Source organism: Streptomyces sp. HUAS TT11, assembly GCF_051553595.1.
In the GTDB taxonomy this organism is placed as follows: Bacteria; Actinomycetota; Actinomycetes; order Streptomycetales; family Streptomycetaceae; genus Streptomyces.
The window spans coordinates 148,060-167,671 of record NZ_CP196185.1 but is presented as its reverse complement, the minus strand read 5'-3'; the positions used below and the strand labels follow the sequence as shown (position 1 = coordinate 167,671).

Annotated in this window: 14 protein-coding genes and 4 pseudogenes; 7 read left to right on the top strand and 11 right to left on the bottom strand. The window is 64.6% G+C overall.

What is annotated here, in order from left to right:
• Positions 1-208 precede the first annotated feature (208 nt).
• Together ACSHXN_RS44505 and ACSHXN_RS44500 are read left to right on the top strand one after the other, a co-directional pair.
• On the top strand, positions 209-430 hold the full coding sequence (locus tag ACSHXN_RS44505; protein ID WP_438306673.1) for a hypothetical protein: 222 nt from the start codon (positions 209-211) through the stop codon (positions 428-430).
• Between the two features lie 621 nt (positions 431-1,051).
• On the top strand, positions 1,052-1,543 hold the full coding sequence (locus ACSHXN_RS44500; protein WP_438306672.1) for a GNAT family N-acetyltransferase: 492 nt from the start codon (positions 1,052-1,054) through the stop codon (positions 1,541-1,543).
• A gap of 1,036 nt (positions 1,544-2,579) precedes the next feature.
• Here the strand turns inward: ACSHXN_RS44500 and ACSHXN_RS44495 are convergent.
• Positions 2,580-3,425: pseudogene (locus ACSHXN_RS44495) on the bottom strand (IS630 family transposase); the annotation flags it as partial.
• On the opposite strand from ACSHXN_RS44495, the pseudogene ACSHXN_RS44490 reads away from it, so the two are divergent.
• Positions 3,424-3,771 (top strand): annotated as a pseudogene (locus tag ACSHXN_RS44490) (transposase family protein); the annotation flags it as partial. The pseudogenes ACSHXN_RS44495 and ACSHXN_RS44490 sit on opposite strands and share 2 nt — an antisense overlap.
• Positions 3,772-4,112: 341 nt before the next feature.
• On the opposite strand, the gene ACSHXN_RS44485 reads toward ACSHXN_RS44490, so the two are convergent.
• Positions 4,113-5,279 carry an RNA-guided endonuclease InsQ/TnpB family protein gene (locus ACSHXN_RS44485; RefSeq protein ID WP_438306671.1) on the bottom strand — a complete coding sequence of 389 codons (1,167 nt, stop codon included), beginning with the start codon at positions 5,277-5,279 and terminating at the stop codon, positions 4,113-4,115.
• A gap of 2,630 nt (positions 5,280-7,909) precedes the next feature.
• Here ACSHXN_RS44485 and ACSHXN_RS44480 point away from each other — a divergent pair.
• Complete coding sequence (locus ACSHXN_RS44480) at positions 7,910-8,392, top strand: hypothetical protein (RefSeq protein ID WP_345554478.1); 483 nt, start codon at positions 7,910-7,912, stop codon at positions 8,390-8,392.
• Here ACSHXN_RS44480 and ACSHXN_RS44475 read toward each other — a convergent pair.
• The 8 genes and pseudogenes from ACSHXN_RS44475 to ACSHXN_RS44440 all read right to left on the bottom strand — a co-directional run bounded on the left by ACSHXN_RS44475 (position 8,385) and on the right by ACSHXN_RS44440 (position 17,509).
• Entirely contained in the window at positions 8,385-9,587 is a 1,203-nt protein-coding gene (locus ACSHXN_RS44475) for an IS110 family transposase (protein ID WP_355140407.1), read from the bottom strand. The genes ACSHXN_RS44480 and ACSHXN_RS44475 overlap by 8 nt on opposite strands.
• 553 nt (positions 9,588-10,140) lie before the next feature.
• Entirely contained in the window at positions 10,141-10,497 is a 357-nt protein-coding gene (locus tag ACSHXN_RS44470) for a hypothetical protein (protein WP_438306670.1), read from the bottom strand.
• Positions 10,498-11,185: 688 nt separating this feature from the next.
• Positions 11,186-11,736, bottom strand: a pseudogene (locus ACSHXN_RS44465) (transposase family protein); the annotation flags it as partial.
• Positions 11,737-11,780: 44 nt separating this feature from the next.
• Positions 11,781-12,951: pseudogene (locus ACSHXN_RS44460) on the bottom strand (IS3 family transposase).
• Positions 12,935-14,035: a hemolysin family protein gene (locus ACSHXN_RS44455; protein WP_438306669.1), complete on the bottom strand. Its 1,101-nt coding sequence runs from the start codon at positions 14,033-14,035 to the stop codon at positions 12,935-12,937. Before ACSHXN_RS44455 ends, ACSHXN_RS44460 begins: the two are co-directional and overlap by 17 nt.
• Positions 14,032-15,378, bottom strand: coding sequence for a hemolysin family protein (locus ACSHXN_RS44450; protein ID WP_438306668.1), 1,347 nt, complete (start codon positions 15,376-15,378; stop codon positions 14,032-14,034). The genes ACSHXN_RS44455 and ACSHXN_RS44450 overlap by 4 nt, the downstream gene beginning before the upstream one ends.
• Positions 15,379-15,574: 196 nt before the next feature.
• Positions 15,575-16,711, bottom strand: a complete 1,137-nt coding sequence (locus tag ACSHXN_RS44445; protein WP_438306667.1) for an acyltransferase family protein — start codon at positions 16,709-16,711, stop codon at positions 15,575-15,577.
• Positions 16,712-16,933: 222 nt separating this feature from the next.
• Positions 16,934-17,509 (bottom strand): TerD family protein, encoded by a 576-nt coding sequence (locus ACSHXN_RS44440; protein ID WP_438306666.1) that lies wholly within the window; start codon positions 17,507-17,509, stop codon positions 16,934-16,936.
• Between the two features lie 151 nt (positions 17,510-17,660).
• Between ACSHXN_RS44440 and ACSHXN_RS44435 the strand changes: the two genes are divergently transcribed.
• Both ACSHXN_RS44435 and ACSHXN_RS44430 read left to right on the top strand, forming a co-directional pair.
• On the top strand, positions 17,661-18,089 hold the full coding sequence (locus ACSHXN_RS44435; RefSeq protein ID WP_438306665.1) for a sec-independent translocase: 429 nt from the start codon (positions 17,661-17,663) through the stop codon (positions 18,087-18,089).
• A 70-nt stretch (positions 18,090-18,159) separates the two neighbouring features.
• Complete coding sequence (locus tag ACSHXN_RS44430) at positions 18,160-18,390, top strand: hypothetical protein (RefSeq protein WP_438306664.1); 231 nt, start codon at positions 18,160-18,162, stop codon at positions 18,388-18,390.
• A 22-nt stretch (positions 18,391-18,412) separates the two neighbouring features.
• On the opposite strand, the gene tatA is transcribed toward ACSHXN_RS44430, so the two are convergent.
• Positions 18,413-18,697 (bottom strand): Sec-independent protein translocase subunit TatA, encoded by a 285-nt coding sequence (gene tatA, locus ACSHXN_RS44425; protein WP_438306663.1) that lies wholly within the window; start codon positions 18,695-18,697, stop codon positions 18,413-18,415.
• Positions 18,698-18,911: 214 nt separating this feature from the next.
• Here tatA and ACSHXN_RS44420 point away from each other — a divergent pair, with 214 nt between their 5' ends.
• Positions 18,912-19,562, top strand: coding sequence for an undecaprenyl-diphosphate phosphatase (locus ACSHXN_RS44420; protein ID WP_438306662.1), 651 nt, complete (start codon positions 18,912-18,914; stop codon positions 19,560-19,562).
• Positions 19,563-19,612: the final 50 nt, after the last annotated feature.

Genomic DNA, 19,612 nt, shown 5'->3' with positions numbered 1-19,612 from the left:
TGCGCCTATACGGCCATCCCCATCCCCGCATGCAACAGCCTGGTGGTCCTGGACGACCTGAGCGCCCCCACCGTGACAGCCTCGGCTGCCGGCACGATCACCGATCCCAGGGTTACCGTCCGGCAGCAAGCTGGACGGGCCGTGCTCGACAAGGGATGGAACCGCCTCGAACTCGCCCTCGTGGGCACCGGCCGCCACGGGCACACGCGTGGTCAAGGTCACCCCCGCATACACGTCGCAACGGTGCTCCGCCTGCGGCTTCGTCAAGGCAACCGCGAGAGCCAAGCCGTCTTCGTGCGCAACGCCGCGGGCTGCGGACACCGCGCCACGCCGAGGTGAATGCGGCCATCAACAGCCGAACGCGGCAGGTCATGCCGTGTCAGTCTGTGGAGACCCCGGCATCAGCCGGTCCGTGATGCAGGAACCGTAAGTCACGCAACCGGCCTAACCCCCTCATACGGGAATCCCCGGCTTCAGTCCGGAGAGGAAGCCAAAGCTGACTAGCAGTTAGGCAAGCGGCTCAAAATCGCCACGGATTTCTCTTCCAGACTGAACAGCTCGGCACATGATCAAATGTCTGGTGACCCTGAGGTGGAAAGTAAGAGATGCTAATGAATCGCCATGGAGTGAGACTTGCGCTCGCCGTGGTAATCGGGACAGTAGTCATTCTTTTCGGAATCATAGTGCCCGTCTTCACCCACACGCCATGACTGAACCCTTGCTGACTTAGCTTGCGACTAGGCGAAACATTCTGAAGCTTAATTTACATCAAAATAATATGGGCTTCACTGATAGACGCTGTAGGTCGCCAACTCTCCATCTCAACAACATTGCGCTGCGGGTTCGAAGCATCGTTTTTGGTGGCCGACTCCCGCTTGTCATCGATGAACCGTTGCACCCGAATTGTGCCGTCGACGGCTGGCCACCCGCCCGTCAGCCTGAAGATTCACCGCGCAGGCCCCAGTAGGAATTCCACAGGGAGGTCAGGCGTTTCTCAAACCCGCAAGGGATAGGGGTTGTTTCTCGCCGATCTGTATGGATACTTTCAGGTATGACGACAGTAGAGATACGGCTCGACCGGATGAGTAACGCCGAGTATAAGGAGTTTGAGGCCCTCGCTGTGCCGGAGTATGCAGAAGCAAAGGAGAGAATGGGGACCTGGGCGAGGGAAGAGTCACTCGCGAAGGCGCAGGAAATCTATGGCCGACTGCTCCCAAATGGGCTCGCTTCCCCTAATAGTCATCTCTTCACCGTACGTGATGCCCATAGTGGGCAGCGCGTCGGACGGCTTTGGTTTGCTGTCCGAGGCGAATCACGGCGCAGCGAGGCTTATATCTACGATATCGCAGTGGCCGAAGAGTTTCGCGGTCAAGGATACGGCCGAGCAACGTTGATGGCTTGCATTGAAGAAGCGGCCAAGCTCGGTGCGAAATCTGTGGGATTGCATGTTTTCGGGGACAACGCAGCGGCAAGGTCGCTTTACACTTCGCTAGGCTTCGCTGAAGTCGGGGTGACGATGTCGTTGCCGCTTGACGCATCGTGACGGCAAATTCCGTTATCAACCATGTTGAAACGTTGCACAACGTGATCAATGCGCGCGGTTACCGAGGGACAAAGCGCGAGATAGTTACCAGTTGTGAGCCCATGATTCGAAAATGAACCCTTTGACATTTGGGCGACGCGGCGGAGTCTCGTCGCTACGGTGCTCTCACTCAGCGCGCCGGTGACGAGGCTCTGTTTGCTCCTTGGTCGGTATCTGAATTATCCGGCGGATAGCCTCTGCACTGCAGTGTCGTCGGTCCTGTGCCTCATCGCGGCCGGCACCCGCTCCGCGGGTGTCCGGCGCTCACCCATGGCGCCGTGAAACTGTGGACCAGAAGTGACTCCGCGGCATGTTCTCTCCGAAGAACTCGCTGTCCGTGAACACCGCCGTTTCCGAACCGGACTGTGAACCTCGAAGCTACTGATCTTGAACTCGTGATGTCGGGTCACTCGCGGGCTGACGTGCGTCAGATGTGGGCCCTGACTTGCTGCACCGGATGTCCGAGTGCGTCCCCGATGGCCGTCAGTTCCTCGTCGCTGAACCAGGCGTGCTCTGGGTTCCAGATGGCGATCTCGAATCGGGCAAAGCCACAGGGCCAGTCGTACTCCAGCGCGTCCAGCGAGGTCGCAGCGCCGCAGCAGGGGACCGCCACGGCAAGGGTCGCGAAGCCGTTGTCGCAGTGAGCTTCGAGTAGGTCGGCCCACCACTCGGTGTCGATCGACGGGCCGCATTGGGGACAACCGATCTTCTGCAGATTCTGACCAGAGTCGACGACGGTGAGTGTGTCGTGCCAGGTGACGTCAATCTCGACGTCGACGCCGTCGGGAGGCCCGGGGGCCAGGTCCTCCACGAGCGACGCAGTGCGCTCAGCCGCGGCCGGCTCAGGCTGCCAGTGCGGGTCGGTCGGAATGACAGAAAGGACATCGTCACTCACGGGCTCACTCGATTCGTCGGGCGAAACCTCATCCAGGCGAAGCGATGTTACCGAGCGCGCATTCGGGTGACAGGGGCCCCAGCCGGGTAACGCCTCGAAGGCCAGGCCGTTGCCGATGAGACAACCGTCGAGCAGCTGGGGCCGGTACTGAATCACCTTGAGCTTGCGCTTCACAGTCCGGGTGATCTGACCCAGGTCGGCGGCTGCGAGGTTGCCCAGGTCGTGCTTGACCATAGACCACACGCCTTCCTGCGGGTTCAGGTCCGGGGCGTAGGCAGGCAGCTGGAACACCGTGAGCCAGTCGGTGTTGACTGCGAAGAACTCGCGCAGGTCTGCGGTCAGGTGAATGCGGACGTTGTCCCAGACCAGCACGATCGGACCACCGAGTTGGATCCGGGCGCGGACCAGCAGGGCACGAAAGTCCCGGGAGCCGAAACCCTTCGGCTGGTCCTTGCGCCCGCGGTATTCGCGGACTGCGTAGATCAGCCGCGATCGTTCGCCAGCCTTGTAGCAGGTCATGCCCACCATGGACACCCGTCCCGAGCCCCGGCCTCTGACTCGCACCACCAGCGTCCGGCCGATTCGGCCCCACGTCCTTGCACGCGGCGGCGTCAACGACTGGCCGGCCTCGTCCTCGAAGACGATCCAACCATTGCAGGCCGCCGCGGTGCTCTTACCTGCGGCCAGACCTCTTTCTTCCATAGCTCGACCGCGTCGTCATCGCGCTGGATCGCAGCGACGCGCGGGCTGTTGCCAGGACCAGCCGTACCGCTTGAGCAGTCGCCACGTGCCCTCCACCGTGTACGAGATGTGGAAGAGCCGACCGATCAGCTTCTTGACCCGCGCCAAGGTCCACCACTGGTCAGCCCAGCCCTGTGCGAGCGGTCCACGCTCCAACTCCCGCTCCAGTCTGGCGACCTGGGCATCGCTGAGCCTCGGACGGCCGTGGGCCTCGCCCGCACTGCCGGGGGCCGTCCACGACATCCGTGCAGCCCGCGAACACGGCATCATCGACGCCCTCGACCAGGCTCACATCCAATGCTGGGCGGACAAGGGCTACCAGGGCGCCCGCGGCACAGTCCGGGTGCCGATCCGTGGCCGATGGGAGGCGCTATCCACCGGTCAGCAGGCCGTGAACCGATCTCAGGCCAAGATCCGTGCTCCGGTCGAAGCAGCCGTCGCCACCCTCAACACTTGGCGGCTCCTCCGCAAACTTTGCTGCTCGACCACCCGCATCACAGGCATCGTCCAGGCAATACTCACCCTCCATCACGCCAGCTCAACCGGAGGTTGAAAACGCCCCTGTGGAACCCGCCCGGACACGGAACACTGCGCCCCTCCCACGGGAGGGGCGTCTCGCCGTTCACGAACCGCCCAGTTTGGTCGCTATTTATTAGAACTTGAAGAACCCCGTGTTTTAATGGGGTTGAGGTCTGTGGGTCGCACCATAGGTACGCTGGTCGATTACTCGGCCAGGGTGGCGCCCACTCGCATGGGCGTCTTCCCGTGATGGCGGGCATTTTCAGTCTCCCCTCTACCAGAGGCGACCTTGCCTTATATTAATTTCTTGCGTAGGGCGGAAATTTCATGATGTCGGGTTTGCGCATTCCTCAGGGGAGCCCGCGTGCGACTGCGCTAACACGGCATGAGGGTTACCGTGGCTCCGTATATTTTGCCTTTATACTGCAACTGTCGCAGCAATTCATTACCCGTACCATCAAGAATGGTACGCCCGGAATAGTATCGATGACTGCCATTTTCGCCGATCAACTCACTCGCGGATCTCTTCACTTCATCCCGATATGCGATACAAGTGTACTCTTGGGCAATCTCTTTGCTTATTGCGTGCAAGTAAGTGTCGCGACGCTCTGTCAATTGACGGTGCCGGTCAGCGAGTTTTTTCCGAGCCTTATAGTGGCGCTTCGACCATGGGGTGGTTCGCTTGTAAGTGCTATACGACTTCGCCAATGATTTCTGCGACCGTGAGACGCTCGCGGGGACACTCCGATGCTCGAGTTCCCGTTGGTTGCTGCGGTCGAGAGTGTCGGAGCCTAGAGAAATACGTTCAGCAGAACAGCTCACCACTATGTCACGCCCCGAGGCGTCTTGCTTAACGGATTCGCCTCCGATTCTAAATACATGACACAAGACGGAGGCGTACCACCGGCGACCGGTTTGCCGTACAGTGACGCTCTGAACGCGCGCACCCTCTCGCTCAAGAAGCCGTGCAAGCCGTTTGCCTGAGTTGTGTATCCGAATCTCGCCAAACTTAGGCAGGAAGAGTCTCCTGTTTCCCACAAGCCTGATGGAAGGCTTCTTGACGTTATGGTGAATGCGGAAACTGTTCTTACTGTTGTCACGCTTCTTGAATCGTGGAAAACCTGCACGCGCCGCGTTAGGTGATTTCAGTGAAGCGAGCCAATTCTTCCAAGCCGCATCGGCATCGAGAAACGCAGATTGGAATACATAAGTATTGATTTCATGCCACCACGGGCAGACGCCATCGAGCCCTTTGCGGTCATCGCCGCGATCGATTGCGAACTTCTTATACACCTCGGGCTTGGATATCCTCGGAAAAGCAAAGAGCTTTCGCGCTTCCTTCTCTGAAGTCCCGGCCGCCACCGCTGCGTCAACCTTGGCCCGCCACTCGCTGTAGACGCGCTTCTTTTCCGCCAGAGCATAATTAAATGCGAGTCTAGCGTTGCCAGCCCATCGTAGTAGTTGTGCCTCTTGTGTGGCGGATGGGTCGAGGGCGAAACGGAATACACGAATCGTCTCTTGCAATGGTGTCAACTTCCACAACTCAGCTCATTGCGTTAGCCATTGTCAAACCAAAAGCCCCATCGACTCCCACGGTGAGAGTCGATGGGGGCTTCGCCGTACTCTCAGACCCGCAGCGGTCCGCAGTTCAGTTTGCTGCGCGAACAGACCACCAGGGTGTCATGGATTTGGTGGTACAAAACTCAAATTCATGCTCCCGTAGTGGGTCGGGCGCTTTCCGAGGCGGTGGCGGGCTGTGCTGCGAGGCCGATGCTTGCAACAAGCATTGCGAGCCCCAGACTGACTGTCCTGAGTTTTGTTCGCTTCACGACAGTGCCTCTTTCTATTCGAAGTCTATCTGTGAAACTCCGCACGGGTCTGATCGATAGACGAGCCGCCCGCACAGGCCAACTGAATTTATCAGAATAGCGTTTGACGATCTAGATTTAACCATCCCAGGAGGAGGAAATGCTGCCTAAAACTGGCGGATGCTTGCCTGATTCCGCACGCTCGCCGTCCGACATGAGACGTCGAGGCTTGTCGGCGGTTTGTGGGTGCCTCAGGGCCGGTGTCGGCCCCCCGGGGCAAACGTTCGACACGGGATCGACGATTTCCGCGGCCGGGTTGGGACGGACGGCCGCGTTGCCCATCGGCCCACTCCACTCGATGGGCAACACCCGAAGGATCGGCCATGGTCCATCCACGCGGTGGACTCCACCCGATGCCCCGATGGAGCGTCACCCACCCCGAAGGTGTCCGCCGGAGGACACCTTCGGGCGATGCCCGCTCCTCTCCGCTCCACCCTGCAACAAGGTGGGCGAAGCTCACCCGCCTGCTGAAGGACACGATCAACTGGTTCTGATCACTGATCCACAAGTCTTGACGGGGCCCCGCGTTGTCGTCCCCGCCGTCTGAAATCGCACCGGTCACTCAGGCGTTGCCTCCAGGCTGTACGAGGGTTGGTCACGCCAGACAGCACCCCACGTCTCGTCCCAGCCCAGACAGGACCGGGGCTCCGGCCGCGCGGAAACCGTCGATCACCATCATCTGGCGCCGCCCCGACCCGACGTTCCAGGCCGGACAGGGGTTGCGCGACTAGGAAGCCGCTGGGGGAGTGTGGGCGTTCTGCACCGGCACCAGCATGGTGGCGGCCGCGACCAAGTGACTGTCAGTCGCCGCACGCAAACAGGTGCCCGGGTCACGGGTGATGCGCAGCCCGACCCTTCCCCTGCACAGACGGAAGCCGGGCGCTGGCATGGCACCCAAAACGTGACTCAAGACCCCGGGCCCATGGGTGCGAAACCTCACGGCCCCCTGTCCGGGTCGGCCGGCCGCGAGGTCTTCAACCTCGTCTGCTCCGACGCCTACCGCGACGACGAACCCCAGCAGTGGAAGCTCGGCGACCAGGGCCGTACCGCCTTCAACGCCCCCGGCAGCGCCGAACGGGCCTTCCTACGCTGTCGAAGCCCACCTGATCCTCGCGGGCCACACCGGCGCCCACACCGGCCCGGTGACCGTCGAAACCCACGGGATCACCCTCAACCGCGACGGCACGACCTGGTGGTTCTTCCACCACGACGAGCCCTGGCAGACCGCCTACGCCGACTCCTTCGACGGATGGCCCCCCTCACGTGCCCCTCGCCCCGGCGACCGCCACCCCGAGGGAGGTCGCGGATGCCATCCACGCCACCCTCCCCGGCAGCAACTGACCACCACCCGCCCCCGACGGCCCCGCACCCGGTACTTGCCTGTGCGGGGCCGTTCACATGCCCGCGATGCCGCCTCCAGCACTCCCGACCACCACCGGCCGCCTACCGTCGCCCTTGCCAGCCGCCGCCCACCAGCGCCAGAAGGGGGGACCGACATGCTCCTACGAGCAGCACCAGGAGGAGTTCGCCGCCCTGTGCCGCTCCTGGTACAACCTTCACCGCCTGCAGCCCGGACACAGAGCTGCCTGCTGCACCGCCACAGGGCAGCGCGTTCGCTGCCTCCCGTCGGCCCCTTGCCGCAGGGCATCAGGCGTGGCTGCTTTGCGAGGGGGTGCTCCCGAAATGGACCAAAGCGGGGCTGCGGACGACCGCCCCACATCTTCGGTCCCTGCAGCGTTTGCGCAGGTCAACGGGTATGTCAGGCGGCATGCAGGGACTCAAGGGACCCAATTTTCCAGTCATCACGTAGCACTGCGTGCTTCTGTTCGTACACGCACCCACTCGTGTGAAGAACCTATTCCCTTGCAGCTCATAACTTGGAGATCCCAGTCCCTTCAGTCCCTTCACGTGAGGCCTTAGGGCTGTGACCTCGAAAAACGGTCAGGGTCTGAACGCTTTTCGCGTCCCCAGGGTGGTCCTCCGTCCCTCGAACCGCCCGGGTGCGGGAACCGGGGGGTGTGGGTCCCCTCCCGGCCAGGCTCTTTTCGCCGCGCCGGTCCCTTCGGTCCCTGAGCCCGGGGCCAGACAGTGCTGCCGCTCCGCCCCGCAGGACCCCCCATCGCCTCAGTCCCTGGCTAAATGGGGCAAATGGATGCACACGGATGGCCGCCTGCTTGTCCGTCAGGACTTTAGGGACTCAAGGGAATGAAGAAAATGGAACACGGCGCGCGGGGGGGGTGCCCCTATGAGTTTCGTCAAGGGAATTGGGCTGCGTTTCGGTGAGTGGCAAGGCAGCATGGCGTGATGCCTGACCTGCTGTGGGATGACGTCAAGAGCTTCTTTGCTCCCGAGTTGATGGGGTCGCTGCCGGACGTCCGCGTCCCGGATACCTCGGTGGAGGACTGGCAGGCGGTGCTTGATCTCGTTCGGTCGCAGGGGTGGTCGTGCGAGTACTCGGAGGACGGTGCTGTGGTCCGGCTGCCGAGAGCTGCGGAGATGCTGGCCCGGGGTGAGGGTGCCGATGCGTTGCTGAGGGTCTGGCCGGTTCCTGGATTCCTGGTGATCTTTCGGGCGTATGAGGCTGGCTCGATCGACTTCGACGTTGATCTTCGGGAGTTGCAGGGTCAGCACGGCGTGGATGTGCTGTGCCGTCTGCTGCGGGCAATCGGGCGTCGGCTCGGCAAGCCGGTGTTGCTGAGCCCGGAGTCTGATCCGCTCCACCCGGTTCTCGGCTTCGGCGTCGAGGCCGACCGTGTGGTGCTGCTGGGTGGCCCGCAGGTCATGTGACCGCCGCTGGCTGCGGCTCGTAGAAGGTGCCGTCGCGAAGCATTGCGAAGAGGACGTCGGCTCGTCGTCTTGCGAGGCAGAGGAGGGCTTGGGTGTGGTGCTTGCCCTGCTTGATCTTCTTGTCGTAGTAGGCCCTGGAGGCGGGGTCGGCCAGGGCGGCGAACGCGGAGAGGAAGAACGCTCTTTTGAGCTGCTTGTTTCCGCGGCGGGAGGGTTGTTCTCCGCGGATCGAGGAGCCCGAGCTGCGGGTGGCGGGAGCGAGGCCGGCGTAGGAGGCGAGGTGGGCGGCGCTCGGGAATGCGCTGCCGTCACCGACGTCGATGAGGATCCTGGCTCCGGTCCTGACGCCGATCCCCGGCATGGACGTCAGGACTTTGGAAAGAGGGTGGGTCTCCAGCAGCTCCTCGATCCTGGTGGCCAGGAGTTTGCGCTGGTCGAGGACGGCGCTGAGGGAAGTGGCGAGGCTGGGCACGATGAGCGCGGCTGCGTCGGTGCCGGGAACGACCACGGTCTGCTCGTCCATAGCGGTGAAGATGTCCTCGACCAGGCGCTCGGCCATCCGCGGGGCCTTCGGACGTATGAGGGTGGTCAGCCGTCGGCGGCCGGCCTTGCGGATCTGGGCTGGGGCTCCGAACCGTTCCAGCAGCATCAGGACGGCTGGGTGCTGGATGCGCGGGCCCACAACTCGCTCCAGATGCGGGTGAATCTGGGTCAGCAGCCCGCGGAGCCGGTTCGCGATCCGGGTGGCCTCACCCGCTAGGTCGTCGTCGAAGCCCACGATCATCTCCAGCTCGGCGATGGTCTCGTCTTCGAGCTCGATGGCGCTAAGGGTGTGCGGCATCGCCCGGGCCGCGTCCGCGATGATGAACGCGTCCCTCGCATCGGTCTTGGCCTCGCCGGGATAGAGATCGGCGATCCGCCGCATCGTCAGCCCGGGCAGGTAGGCGACCTTGCAGCCCGCGTCGCGGGCCACTGCCAGTGGCAGGGCGCCGATCGAGGCGGGCTGGTCGACCACGACGAGTACAGTGCCGTGCTTCGCGATCAGCTTGGCGAACACCTCGCGGAGCTTGGGTTCGCTGTTGGGCAGCCGCTTGTCGAGGGCTTTCTTCCCGGCCGGGGTCAGCGCGGTGGCGTGGTGTTCGCCCTTGCCGACGTCCAGGCCGAGGAAGGCGCCGATGTCACTGGTGTCGATCACGTGCACTCTCCGGTCGTACGTCCCCGGCCCTACCTGCGGCACCAGCTGCCGGCACCCACATTACGAAGAGCCTCCCAACTTCCCGAAGGAGTCGGTGGTCATGCCCCTAATCAGCGGTCTGCCAGTGCCTCCGGGAGCGGTGACACCACCCCCCAGATCATGCGAGCTACAGGGGGGAACAGTCATGCCGTCCCAGAGGCCGGGCACCCCATTGCGGGGCTGATCAACAAGGTAATGGGGGAAGGTTCGAGGCTTCAGCGACCGGCGGCCTACACTCTTTGCAAACCCAGTCCCTTCGGTCCCTGAGGTGGCATCATCCACGCGCGTGGCCTGCTGTTTTACCGTCAGGGACTGTACTGGCCGTTCGACCCTGACGAGGACCGCGTGCCGCGCTCTGGTGAGACTCGCTCGCCCTCTGCCCCTGCGGAGCCGCTACTGCTGCACGCCGTTGCCCACTGGTGTGCGGGGCAGGGCTGGCCCGTTCACCCCCTGGCTCCTGGCCGGAAGACGCCGCCGCGAACTGCGCCGCCTGCAGGGGAAGGGCGCACCGGGCTCAGGACTGCCCGTGCCTGTCCGCAGGCAGGCCGTGCCACGGATTCCACGCCGCAACGCTGAACCGAGCGCGTTTCGACGCGCCGCCGTCGGTCGGCGCCGGGTCGCTGGGCGCCGAGGTCGGCCTCGAGGTCGGTTCCGAGGAGGGCTGCGAGGACTCCGTGGGCTCCGCCGTGGGCGGCGGGTCCGACGGGGACGGCGTGTTCGTGTGCGTCGCCGTCGGGTGCGGGTTCGGGGTGCCGCCGGCGTTCCCGTCGGTGATGAACACACCGCCGAGGATGCCGAGGGCGAACGCCGCGGCGACCGCGGCCACCAGGACGGCGACGCCACGGCGGGTCAGGCCGAGTTTGGAGAGCATCAGGGGGTTCCTTCCAGTCAGAGGTGATGACCGGCGGAGGGTGCACGGCCTGGGTGGCTTGTGGCGCGTCGTGGCGGCCGCGGCATCACGTGGTGCCAGGCTGTGCGGCGTTCGGCCACGTGTACTCGCGTCCGGCCTCGCTGATGCCCCGGTGGTGGCCGTAGTGCTCGAGGCCGCGGTGGCACCGGGCCGGCCCGTCGTCCTCGGAAAGACGTCCTCACAGCATCGGTCCCTGTTGCCGTCGGACCCGATCCACATGAGCGGCGGCAGGCTGGCGGGCTTGAAGAGGGGCGCAGCCGAGGCCTTGGGGGGCACGGCAGGAGCCTTCGGACGGGCGGCCGGGGCCTTCGCCACCGGAGCCTTCGCTACAGGTGCCTTCGGGGTCATGGGCCGCGCAGGCTGCCGGGCATCGCTGTGCCCGCTGCTCCACCTCGCGTCGGTACCAGCGGCGCCGGCCCCGCGATGGCTGGTCCCGTACAGGGTGCACGGGCGCGGGCACGCCGGGACGTAGTCGACTGCCGCGGTACGCGTGTACGGGCAGCTCCGCGTCCCACCGTCGGTGACCGCGTCCCCCGAGCAGGGCGTGGCGGCGGTCGAGCGGTCGGGGATCCATGACGCGGCCTTCCAGACGGAGGGATCGAAGACCGCGGATGCCCGAGGGATGGAAGGCCTTGAGCCCTTTCCATCTTCACTCTGGGCTGGTCAGATGAAGGGTGAGGGCGGCCTGGACGAGGCTGGTGATCCGGGTGGTCGAGCACCGTAGTTTGCGGAGGAGCCGCCAGGACTTGTGGGTGGCGACGGCCTGCTTGACGAGGGCCCGGATCTTTGCGTGGGATCGGTTCACAACCTTCTGGTCTGCGGAGAGGGTCTCCCACCGGCCCCAGCACGGGATGCGGACCGTGCCGCCGGCACCCCGGTGACCCTTGTCGGCCCCAGCACTTGATGCCGGTCTCGGCGAGGGCGTCGACAATGCCGTGTTCGCGAGCCGCGCGGACGTCGTGAACGGCGCCGGGCAGGGCCGGTGAGGCCCACAGCAGTCGGCCGAAGGGGTCGGCGATGACCTGCACGTTCATCCCGTGCTTCTTGCGTTTGCCGGAGTAGAACGGCCGGTCCGCGGCAATGCGGTCGATCGGCAGCATCGTGCCGTCCAGGATCACGAACGCCTTCACCGACGCGGTCCGCACCGCGTCGGTGCGGCTGGGGGGCGAGGGCGGCCAGGAGTTGGACAGCCTCGGTGACTGAGGGGCCCTGCGCTTCTCGGACAGCGGTGTTGAGGGTTCTCCTTATGCCGCTGCCTGCAACTCCTCGTACTCGGCGTGGACTTCTGCGGGAGTCTTGTAGCCGAGTCCGGAAAGTGGAGGCGTTTTCGATTGTAGAACATCTCGATGTAGCGGGCGATCGCCCGGTGGGCATGTGCGCGTGTTGGGAACGCAGTTCGGTGCACGAGTTCGTTCTTGAGGGCGCCGAAAAATGACTCAGCCATCGCATTGTCCCAACAGACACCGGTGCGGCCGACCGACGCCCGCAGGCCCAACGAGCTGAGCTTGCAACGAAGTTCCCGAGACGTGTATTGACTGCCGCGATCGGAATGGAATATGCAGCCTTCGGCGAGGTCGATGTTCCGGGCCGCCATATCGAGTGCATCCGATATGAGAGAGGTCTTCATGTGGTCGGCCATCGCCCAGCCGACTACAGCTTTGGTGTGGCAGTCGATGACGGTCGCGAGATACAGGAACCCGGCCCAGGTGTGAACGTAGGTGATATCGCTGACCAGTTTGCGCCCGGGAGCGTCAGCGGTGAAGTCACGGGCCAGCAGGTCGGGCGTGGCCGGCGCCGCATCATCGGCGATCGTGGTCGCCCGCCAGGGCCGCGGCTGGCATGTCACCAGGCCGAGCTCGCGCATCAGCGCGCGGACCAGTTCTGCTCCGGCCTGCACGTTCATCCGCTGGAGCGCGGCGTGGACACGCCGGTAGCCGTAGGTCTCCTGCGAGTCGGAGAAGACCTGGAGAATGACGGCCCTCAGTTCCGCACGGCGCTTCGCGGTGGCCGACAATGGCCTCGATCTCCAGTGGTAGAAGCCCGACGTGGATACTCCTGCCCAGGTGCACATCTGCTGCACGGGAAAGTTGTCGGCCTCGCCGTCGATGAACTCGTACTTCTCCGTCACCGGTATTCCTGGGCGAAGAAGGCCGCCGCTTTTCCCAGGAACTCGGTCTTCATGCGGAGTTCCCGGTTCTCGCGTTCCAGCTCGCGCAGGCGGGCGCGTTCGCTGATGTTCAGGGGAGGCTCCTCCCCGGCGTGCTCTTGCCGGTACCGGCTGACCCAGGTGCCCAGCGTTCCCTCGTTCACTTGTATCTCGCGGGCGACCTCGGCGATCGGGCGGGACTCCACGACCACCATCTTGACCGCCTCGTCCCGAAACTCAGGACTGAACTTCCTACGCTTCTGTGCCACGTGCTCTCTCCGCCGTTCCGGACTTCGATCCTATGGGGACCGCTGTCCGAGAACTTCGGGGCGCCTCAGTGGCGTGTGGTTGCAGGAAGCGGGCCAGCAGGTCGTCCAGGGTCACCATGCCGGTGAGGTGTCCGGACACATCGCGTACGACGGCGAGCGAGGCATGGCGCCGGCGGAGGACGTTGATTGCGTCGGCGACTGTCGCCTCCTGCGTGAGCTCCGGCACCGGCCGGGCGAGAGCGCGGGCGGTTGTGGGCCTTGCGTGGGCGCGGGCGACCATGGCGTCGCGGGCGTGGATGGAGCCGAGGACGGCTCCGTGTTCGCGTACGAGCATGCGGGTGCGCTCGCTGGTGGTGGCCACGCGCAGGATTTCGTCGACATTGGCACCGCCGTCGACCGCAGTGATCTCGACGGCTGGGATCTGCAGTAGGCGCACCGGCGTCTCGGGCTCGGTCAGTGAACGGGTGAGCAACTTCGAGTCGGTCTCGGTGATCAGGCCGAGCCGCTCGGATTCTGCCACGAGGTGGGTGAGCTGCTCGCGGTTGTGAACCGAGGCAAGTTCGTCCCGTGGGGTGATCCGGCACAGCCGTACCAGCGTGTTGCTCATGATGTTCAACAGCTGCAGCAGCGGACGGACTGCCTTCACAAGGGCACGGAAAGGTGGCGCGAGCAGCATCGCAGAGCGTTCGGGGTGCGCGATGGCCCAGGACTTGGGGGCCATCTCGCCGACCACCATGTGCAGGAACACCACGACGACTAGGGCCACGGCGAACCCGATGCCATAACTGAGCGCACTGGGCAGGCCCAGCTTGTGGAGCAGCGGGTCGAGTTCGTGCGAAATCGAGGGCTTGGAGACCGAGCCCAGGCCCAAGGTGCAGACGGTAATGCCGAGTTGGGCACCTGCCAGCATCAAGGACAGCTCACGTATTCCAGCGAGCGCGGCCTTGGCGCCACGCTGTCCCTTGGCTGCAGCCTTCTCCATGCGATGCCGTTTGGCGGCGACGAGGGCGAATTCGGCGGCGACGAAGAATCCGCTGGCGATCAGCAGCAGCATGGTGACGAAGAGTGCCATCGGGAAACTCATGCCTGCTCCTCCTCGACAGCGGCGGGCTGGGGTGATCGCTCAAGACGGACACGTTCAGGTACATGGCGGTCGAGAGCGCGCACCTCCAAGGTCACGCGATCGCCGTCGGCCAGGTCCACGCTGACGTGGTCGCCGACGGTCGGAAACCGACCGAGCCGGTCGACGATCAGGCCAGCAACCGTGTCGTAGTCGTCCTCTTCCGGAAGTTCGATGCCGGTGGCATCGGCAATCTCGTCCAGGCGGCGCCCGGCGTCCACGAGCCAGCCCTCGCCGTCGTCCATGGCGGGCGCGGTGACGGTGTCGCTCTCGTCGGCGATGTCACCGACCAATTCCTCGGCGATATCTTCGTAGGTGACAATGCCGGCGACGCCGCCGTGTTCGTCCAGGACCACGGCGAACTCGTCGTCCCGGTCACGCATCCTCTCCACCGCCTCCGGCAGCGGCAGAGTGTTCGGCAGCAGCAGGGGCCGACGGGCCATCGCGTCAGCGGTCGTGTCGGCGAGCCGGTCGGCGGGCAGTCCCATCAGCTCCCGTACACCGAGCACGCCGGAGACGTCATCAGGATGGTCGCCCAGAACCGGGTAGTTGGAATGACCATGCTTGCCGATCAACTGGATCGCCTCGGAGGCAGACGCGTCCTTACGCACGAACACCGCGTCCGGGCGCGGCACCATCACCTCGTCCAGAGTGCGCTCGGAGAACCCCAGGGCGTGGTCGAGGAGGGTGGCGGTGTCCTTGGGCAGTTCTCCCTGCTCGTGGGACTCACCGATGAGCTGGCTGAGTTCCTCCAGGGTGGCGCCGTGGTGAAGTTCCTCGACCGGCTCGATGCCGGCCTTGCGCACGAGCTTGTTGGCGGCACCGTCGAAGACGTGCACGATGGGGCCGGCAGCCTTCAGGTAGGCGAGGGTGGAACTGGCCAATGCCTTTGCCAGTCGCTCGGGCGCAGCGATAGCGAGGTTCTTCGGGGCCAGTTCGCCCAGCACCATCTGCACCACCGTTGCGCCCACAAAAGCCAGCACCATGGAGATGCTACTCACTGCTGCGTCCGGGATGCCGAGTTTGGACAGTGCTGGTTCGAGCAGCGCCGAGACCGACGGCTCGGCGATGAAGCCGACCACCAGTCCGGTCACGGTGATGCCGAGCTGCGCACCTGACAGCATGAAGGACAGACGCCCAAGCACCTTCAGAGCGCGGGCGGCCCTCCTGTCGCCTGCCTCGGCCTCTCGTGCGAGGGCAAGGCGGTCGGCGGAGACATAAGCGAATTCCTGGGCGACGAAGAAGCCGGTGGCTGCGGTCAGTAGGAACACGGCCAACACGCCCAGTGCGGCGCCCGTGGCACTCATCGGACACCACCCCGCCGCGTGCCGTGCCCAGGAGATTCCTGGCGGGGTGGTCGGGGACTATGCCCCGAGGGGTCCGTCGATCTGGCGGACAAGGTGTGCACTCCTCTGCTGACAATGGGACTAATGGAACGATCTCGGTCGTGTGTGGGTTCCTGGCCTCGCCCGGGGCGTCAACGGCGGCGGAAGCTGTGAAACGTCATCGACGTACGACTGCACGGTTGCGTGTCACCTCGGCAGCGTCCTTCAGGAACGCCCAGTCCATCTGTGGTTCCAACGCGAAACGGAACAGCCGCTGTACGGGCGGGGTGCACAGAACGGTCACCATTGAGGCGGCGACAAGGGTGACGGCGATCTCTCCGAGAGGCCGGTGAGCCCAGCCATGGCGGGACCACTGCCAGTGATTGGCGGCCTGGATGACGAAGCCGTGCAGCAAGTAGCCGTAGAGCGTGCCCGCGCCCAACGCGGTGAACCATGTTCGTCGCCCGGGTATCCAGGAGAGGAAACAGGCCACCAGGGCCAGCGAGCAGCCGAAGAGGGCCAGGGCCATGACGGGCCCGTACCAGGCGGGCACGCCGAAGCTCTCTGCTGCGGAGCGGTGGAAGAACCAGCCGTAGTCCATCCGCCGCACCGCCCAATACGCGAATCCGAGCGCGCCCGCGAACACCGGCACCGCCACGATGCGCACATTCCACCGCCGCACCAGCCGGAAGTGCTCCGGTTTCAGGCACAGGCCCAGCACAAAGTACGGCAGGAACTGCAGGACGCGTTGCAGGTCAAGGTCCTGGCCGATGGACGGCGCGAGCGTGGCCAGCGCCGCGATACCGAGTGCGATCGGCAGCGGCCAGCGCACGAGCTTCCAGATCGGGGTGGTCAGCCGCCAGATGAATAGCGCCGCCAGGAACCACGTCAGGTACAGGGGGTCCAGCAGGCTGATCGGGCGGTCCGGGACGCCGTCGCTCCACCTGGTGAAATAGGTGAACGCCGTCTCGAAGGCGACGTAGGGGATGATCACGCCGGTGAGCAGGCGCTTGATCTTCTGAGGGCTTGCGTCGAAAGTGCGTGAGAAGTAGCCGGAGATGACGATGAACGCTGGCATGTGGAAGGCGTAGACGACCGTGTAAAGCGCGGTGACGGTACGGCTCTCGGCCCGCAGCGGCTCCCAGGCATGCCCCACTGCCACCAGCACGATCGCGAGGTACTTGGCGTTGTCGAAGAATGCGTCCCGCTCTTTGATCGGTGGTGCCGCCGAGGTGCGGCCGCTCGCCCTGTCGCTGGATGCGGGCGGTGGATTCTGCGTCTGTCGGTCGCTGTGCGACGGCAGCTTTTGAGTCACGATCTTCTTGTGATGGAACCCTGACAGACCAGAACACCTCTTACGTCACCTACGCGGGGAACGACCTCGGAACGTTCAGAGCACCGTAGTCACCCCCTTTCCGGTCCGTAAATGCACCCCTGCACGCATCGTTGCTCGGGTCGCTTGTGACAGGGCAGGCCCGTCGCCCGCCTGCGGAGGGAGGGGTGGCCGGGCGGGCGACGGGGGACCGAGGCGGTGTGCTCAGACGTGGACGCCGAAGTCCTGTGCGATGCCACGCAGTCCGGAGGCGTAGCCTTGGCCGACCGCACGGAACTTCCACTCGTCGCTGTGTCGGTACAGCTCTCCGAAGACCATCGCGGTCTCCGACGAGGCGTCCTCCGACAGGTCGTAGCGCGCGATCTCTTGGCCGCCTGCCTGGTTCACGACGCGGATAAACGCGTTGCGCACCTGCCCGAAGCTCTGCCCACGCGTCTCGGCGTCGTGGATCGACACCGGAAACACGATCTTGTGGATCTCGGCGGGTACGGCTGCGAGGTTCACTTTGATCGACTCATCATCGCCCTCGCCCTCGCCGGTGAGGTTGTCGCCGGTGTGCTCGACCGAACCGTCCGGGCTGGTGAGGTTGTTGTAGAAGACGAAGTGCTGGTCGGAGACGACCTTCCCCGACGCGTTCAGCAGCAGTGCGGATGCGTCCAGGTCGTAGTCCGCGCCGGTGGTGGTGCGCGCGTCCCAGCCCAGACCCACGACCACGGCGCTCAGGCCCGGTGCCTCCTTGCTCAGCGACACATTGCCGCCCTTGGCCAGGGTAATTCCCACGGCTCATCCTCCCGACTGTGGGCTGTCTGTACGTTCACTGGTTTCCAACGCCGACCCTACCGTGACGGTTCCCACGCTTGCGCAACATCTAAAGTATTTGTGACAGGTTCCCGCATCGGCGGGCCGGACTGGACGTGGCAAGGAGTGTCAAATGTTCTCCGACGTAGGCCCGCTCGAACTCGTCACACTGGCGGTACTCGCCATCCTGCTCTTCGGTCCAGACAAACTGCCGGAGATCATCCAGAACGTGACCGGCTTCTTGCGTAGAGTGCGCGACTTCTCCGAGAGCACCAAGCAGGAGATCCGATCCGAACTAGGTCCGGCGTTCAAGGACTTCGAGTTCGAGGACCTACACCCGAAAGTGTTCGTCCGCAAGCATGTCCTCGATGGCGAGAGCCTCGGGCTCGCCGATGTCCAGGGCGCCCTCGACCCGAGAGCGGAACTGGCGCAGGTTGCTGAAACGGTCCGCGAAGCGGTCGATGAGGCCCCTCGGGAGACGGCGGCGCAGCCTGTGTCCCTGACGAAGGACACACAGACCCGTTCACCCTCTCGTGCGACTTTTGACCCTGATGCCACCTAAGTGACAGCCGTTCCGGCTGTGGTTCCCATCGCAACAGTCTTCAACATGCGCAACCCTTAAACTGACTCGCATGGAGAAGACGGGCGTGACGGGATGGGAGACCGCGGTTCTCGACGGAGGGCCCGCGGACGGACTGCGGATGAAGGTGGCCGACCGGCCGCGCGTGATCCAGGTGACGCACCCCTGCCTGGTGGAGGCTGCACCGCACGGTCTGCGCGCCGAAGGGGTGTATGTCTACCGCCGTGACTACAGCGTGGCCGGCGAGCTGCTGCGGTACGGCTTCGACATAGCGAGCCCGTGATGCAGGCATGGCGGGCCAGGACTCAGTGCGCCGCGGGGTGCTCTGTGGCCGCGCGTGGCGCCGCGGCCTCACTCGGCGCTGCCTGAATGACGCGCGGCGCAGGTTCGGTGACAGTCGTACCACCTGCGGAGGTCTCGGATGACGGCGTGGCGCCGTCATCCGTCATTGCCTTCGCCTCGCTCTTGAGGATGCGCATCGATTTCCCCAGTCCACGGGCGGCCTCGGGCAACTTCTTCGACCCGAACAGCACGATGATCACGATGGCTACGACCAGCAGATGCCAGGGTTCCAGTCCGTTGCGGAGCATCCCGCACACCTCTTCTCTTCACCGACCAGCCGCACGCGCCGGACGGCGCGCGCTGCATGGCATTATTGCCACATTGCGCAACTGTACAACCCTGGCCTAAGTTGTCGCCCCGTCCTGAGGTCGGACAGCGGCATCACCGTCTGCGCTGCGGACAGCTGCCGCCCGCAGCCAGCTCGCACCGGCTGGAACGAACTATCCGCGGTGAGTCCTCTCGATGACCTGGTTTCATGCCACCGCGCTCGGCCTCCTCCAAGGACTGACCGAATTCCTGCCCGTGTCCTCCAGTGCACACCTGCGGGTTTTCTCCGCGCTGGCCGGCTGGAGAGATCCGGGCTCGGCGTTCACGGCAGTGACCCAGCTCGGCACGGAAAGCGCGGCGCTGATCTACTTCAGGCGCGACATCGCCTTGATCGTGAAGGCGTGGACGGTCTCGCTGTTCGTCCGTGAAGGGCGCAAGGATCCCGACGCCCGTCTGGGCTGGTTCGTCATTGTGGGCACCGTGCCCCTGGCCCTGATCCCTGGAGTATCCCGCTCTGGCGGCACCATCAGCGCTGGCCTGCTCATGGGCTACGGCCGTGAAGCCGCCGCTCGCTACTCCTTCCTCCTCGCCATTCCTGCCGTGCTGGCCTCCGGCGGCCTGGAGGTATTGAAGATCGGGGAAGGAACAGCACCTGACTGGGGGCCGACTCTGTGGGCCACCTTCATCGCCTTCGTGTCCGGCTACACGGTAATTGCCTGGTTCATGAAGTTCATCTCCCGCCACAGCTTCGCCCCGTTCGTCACCTACCGAGTGGCGCTCGGCCTCGCCCTCCTGGCCCTGGTCACCTTCGGACTCCTCGACCCTGGGGCTGGCCCGACAGGATGACTGTTACGACCCCCCAGGTGCCGCTTCCTCGTAGATGGTGAGTAGAGAAT

What these genes read in the sequence shown, in the direction of transcription:
- ACSHXN_RS44500 (WP_438306672.1), top strand. Translation starts at nt 1,052, where the DNA reads ATGACGACAGTAGAGATACGGCTCGACCGGATGAGTAACGCCGAGTAT.
- tatA (WP_438306663.1), bottom strand. Translation starts at nt 18,697, where the DNA reads ATGCTCCGCAACGGACTGGAACCCTGGCATCTGCTGGTCGTAGCCATC.
- ACSHXN_RS44470 (WP_438306670.1), bottom strand. Translation starts at nt 10,497, where the DNA reads ATGCTCTCCAAACTCGGCCTGACCCGCCGTGGCGTCGCCGTCCTGGTG.
- ACSHXN_RS44450 (WP_438306668.1), bottom strand. Translation starts at nt 15,378, where the DNA reads ATGAGTGCCACGGGCGCCGCACTGGGCGTGTTGGCCGTGTTCCTACTG.
- ACSHXN_RS44435 (WP_438306665.1), top strand. Translation starts at nt 17,661, where the DNA reads ATGTTCTCCGACGTAGGCCCGCTCGAACTCGTCACACTGGCGGTACTC.
- ACSHXN_RS44430 (WP_438306664.1), top strand. Translation starts at nt 18,160, where the DNA reads ATGGAGAAGACGGGCGTGACGGGATGGGAGACCGCGGTTCTCGACGGA.
- ACSHXN_RS44480 (WP_345554478.1), top strand. Translation starts at nt 7,910, where the DNA reads ATGCCTGACCTGCTGTGGGATGACGTCAAGAGCTTCTTTGCTCCCGAG.
- ACSHXN_RS44420 (WP_438306662.1), top strand. Translation starts at nt 18,912, where the DNA reads ATGACCTGGTTTCATGCCACCGCGCTCGGCCTCCTCCAAGGACTGACC.
- ACSHXN_RS44455 (WP_438306669.1), bottom strand. Translation starts at nt 14,035, where the DNA reads ATGAGTTTCCCGATGGCACTCTTCGTCACCATGCTGCTGCTGATCGCC.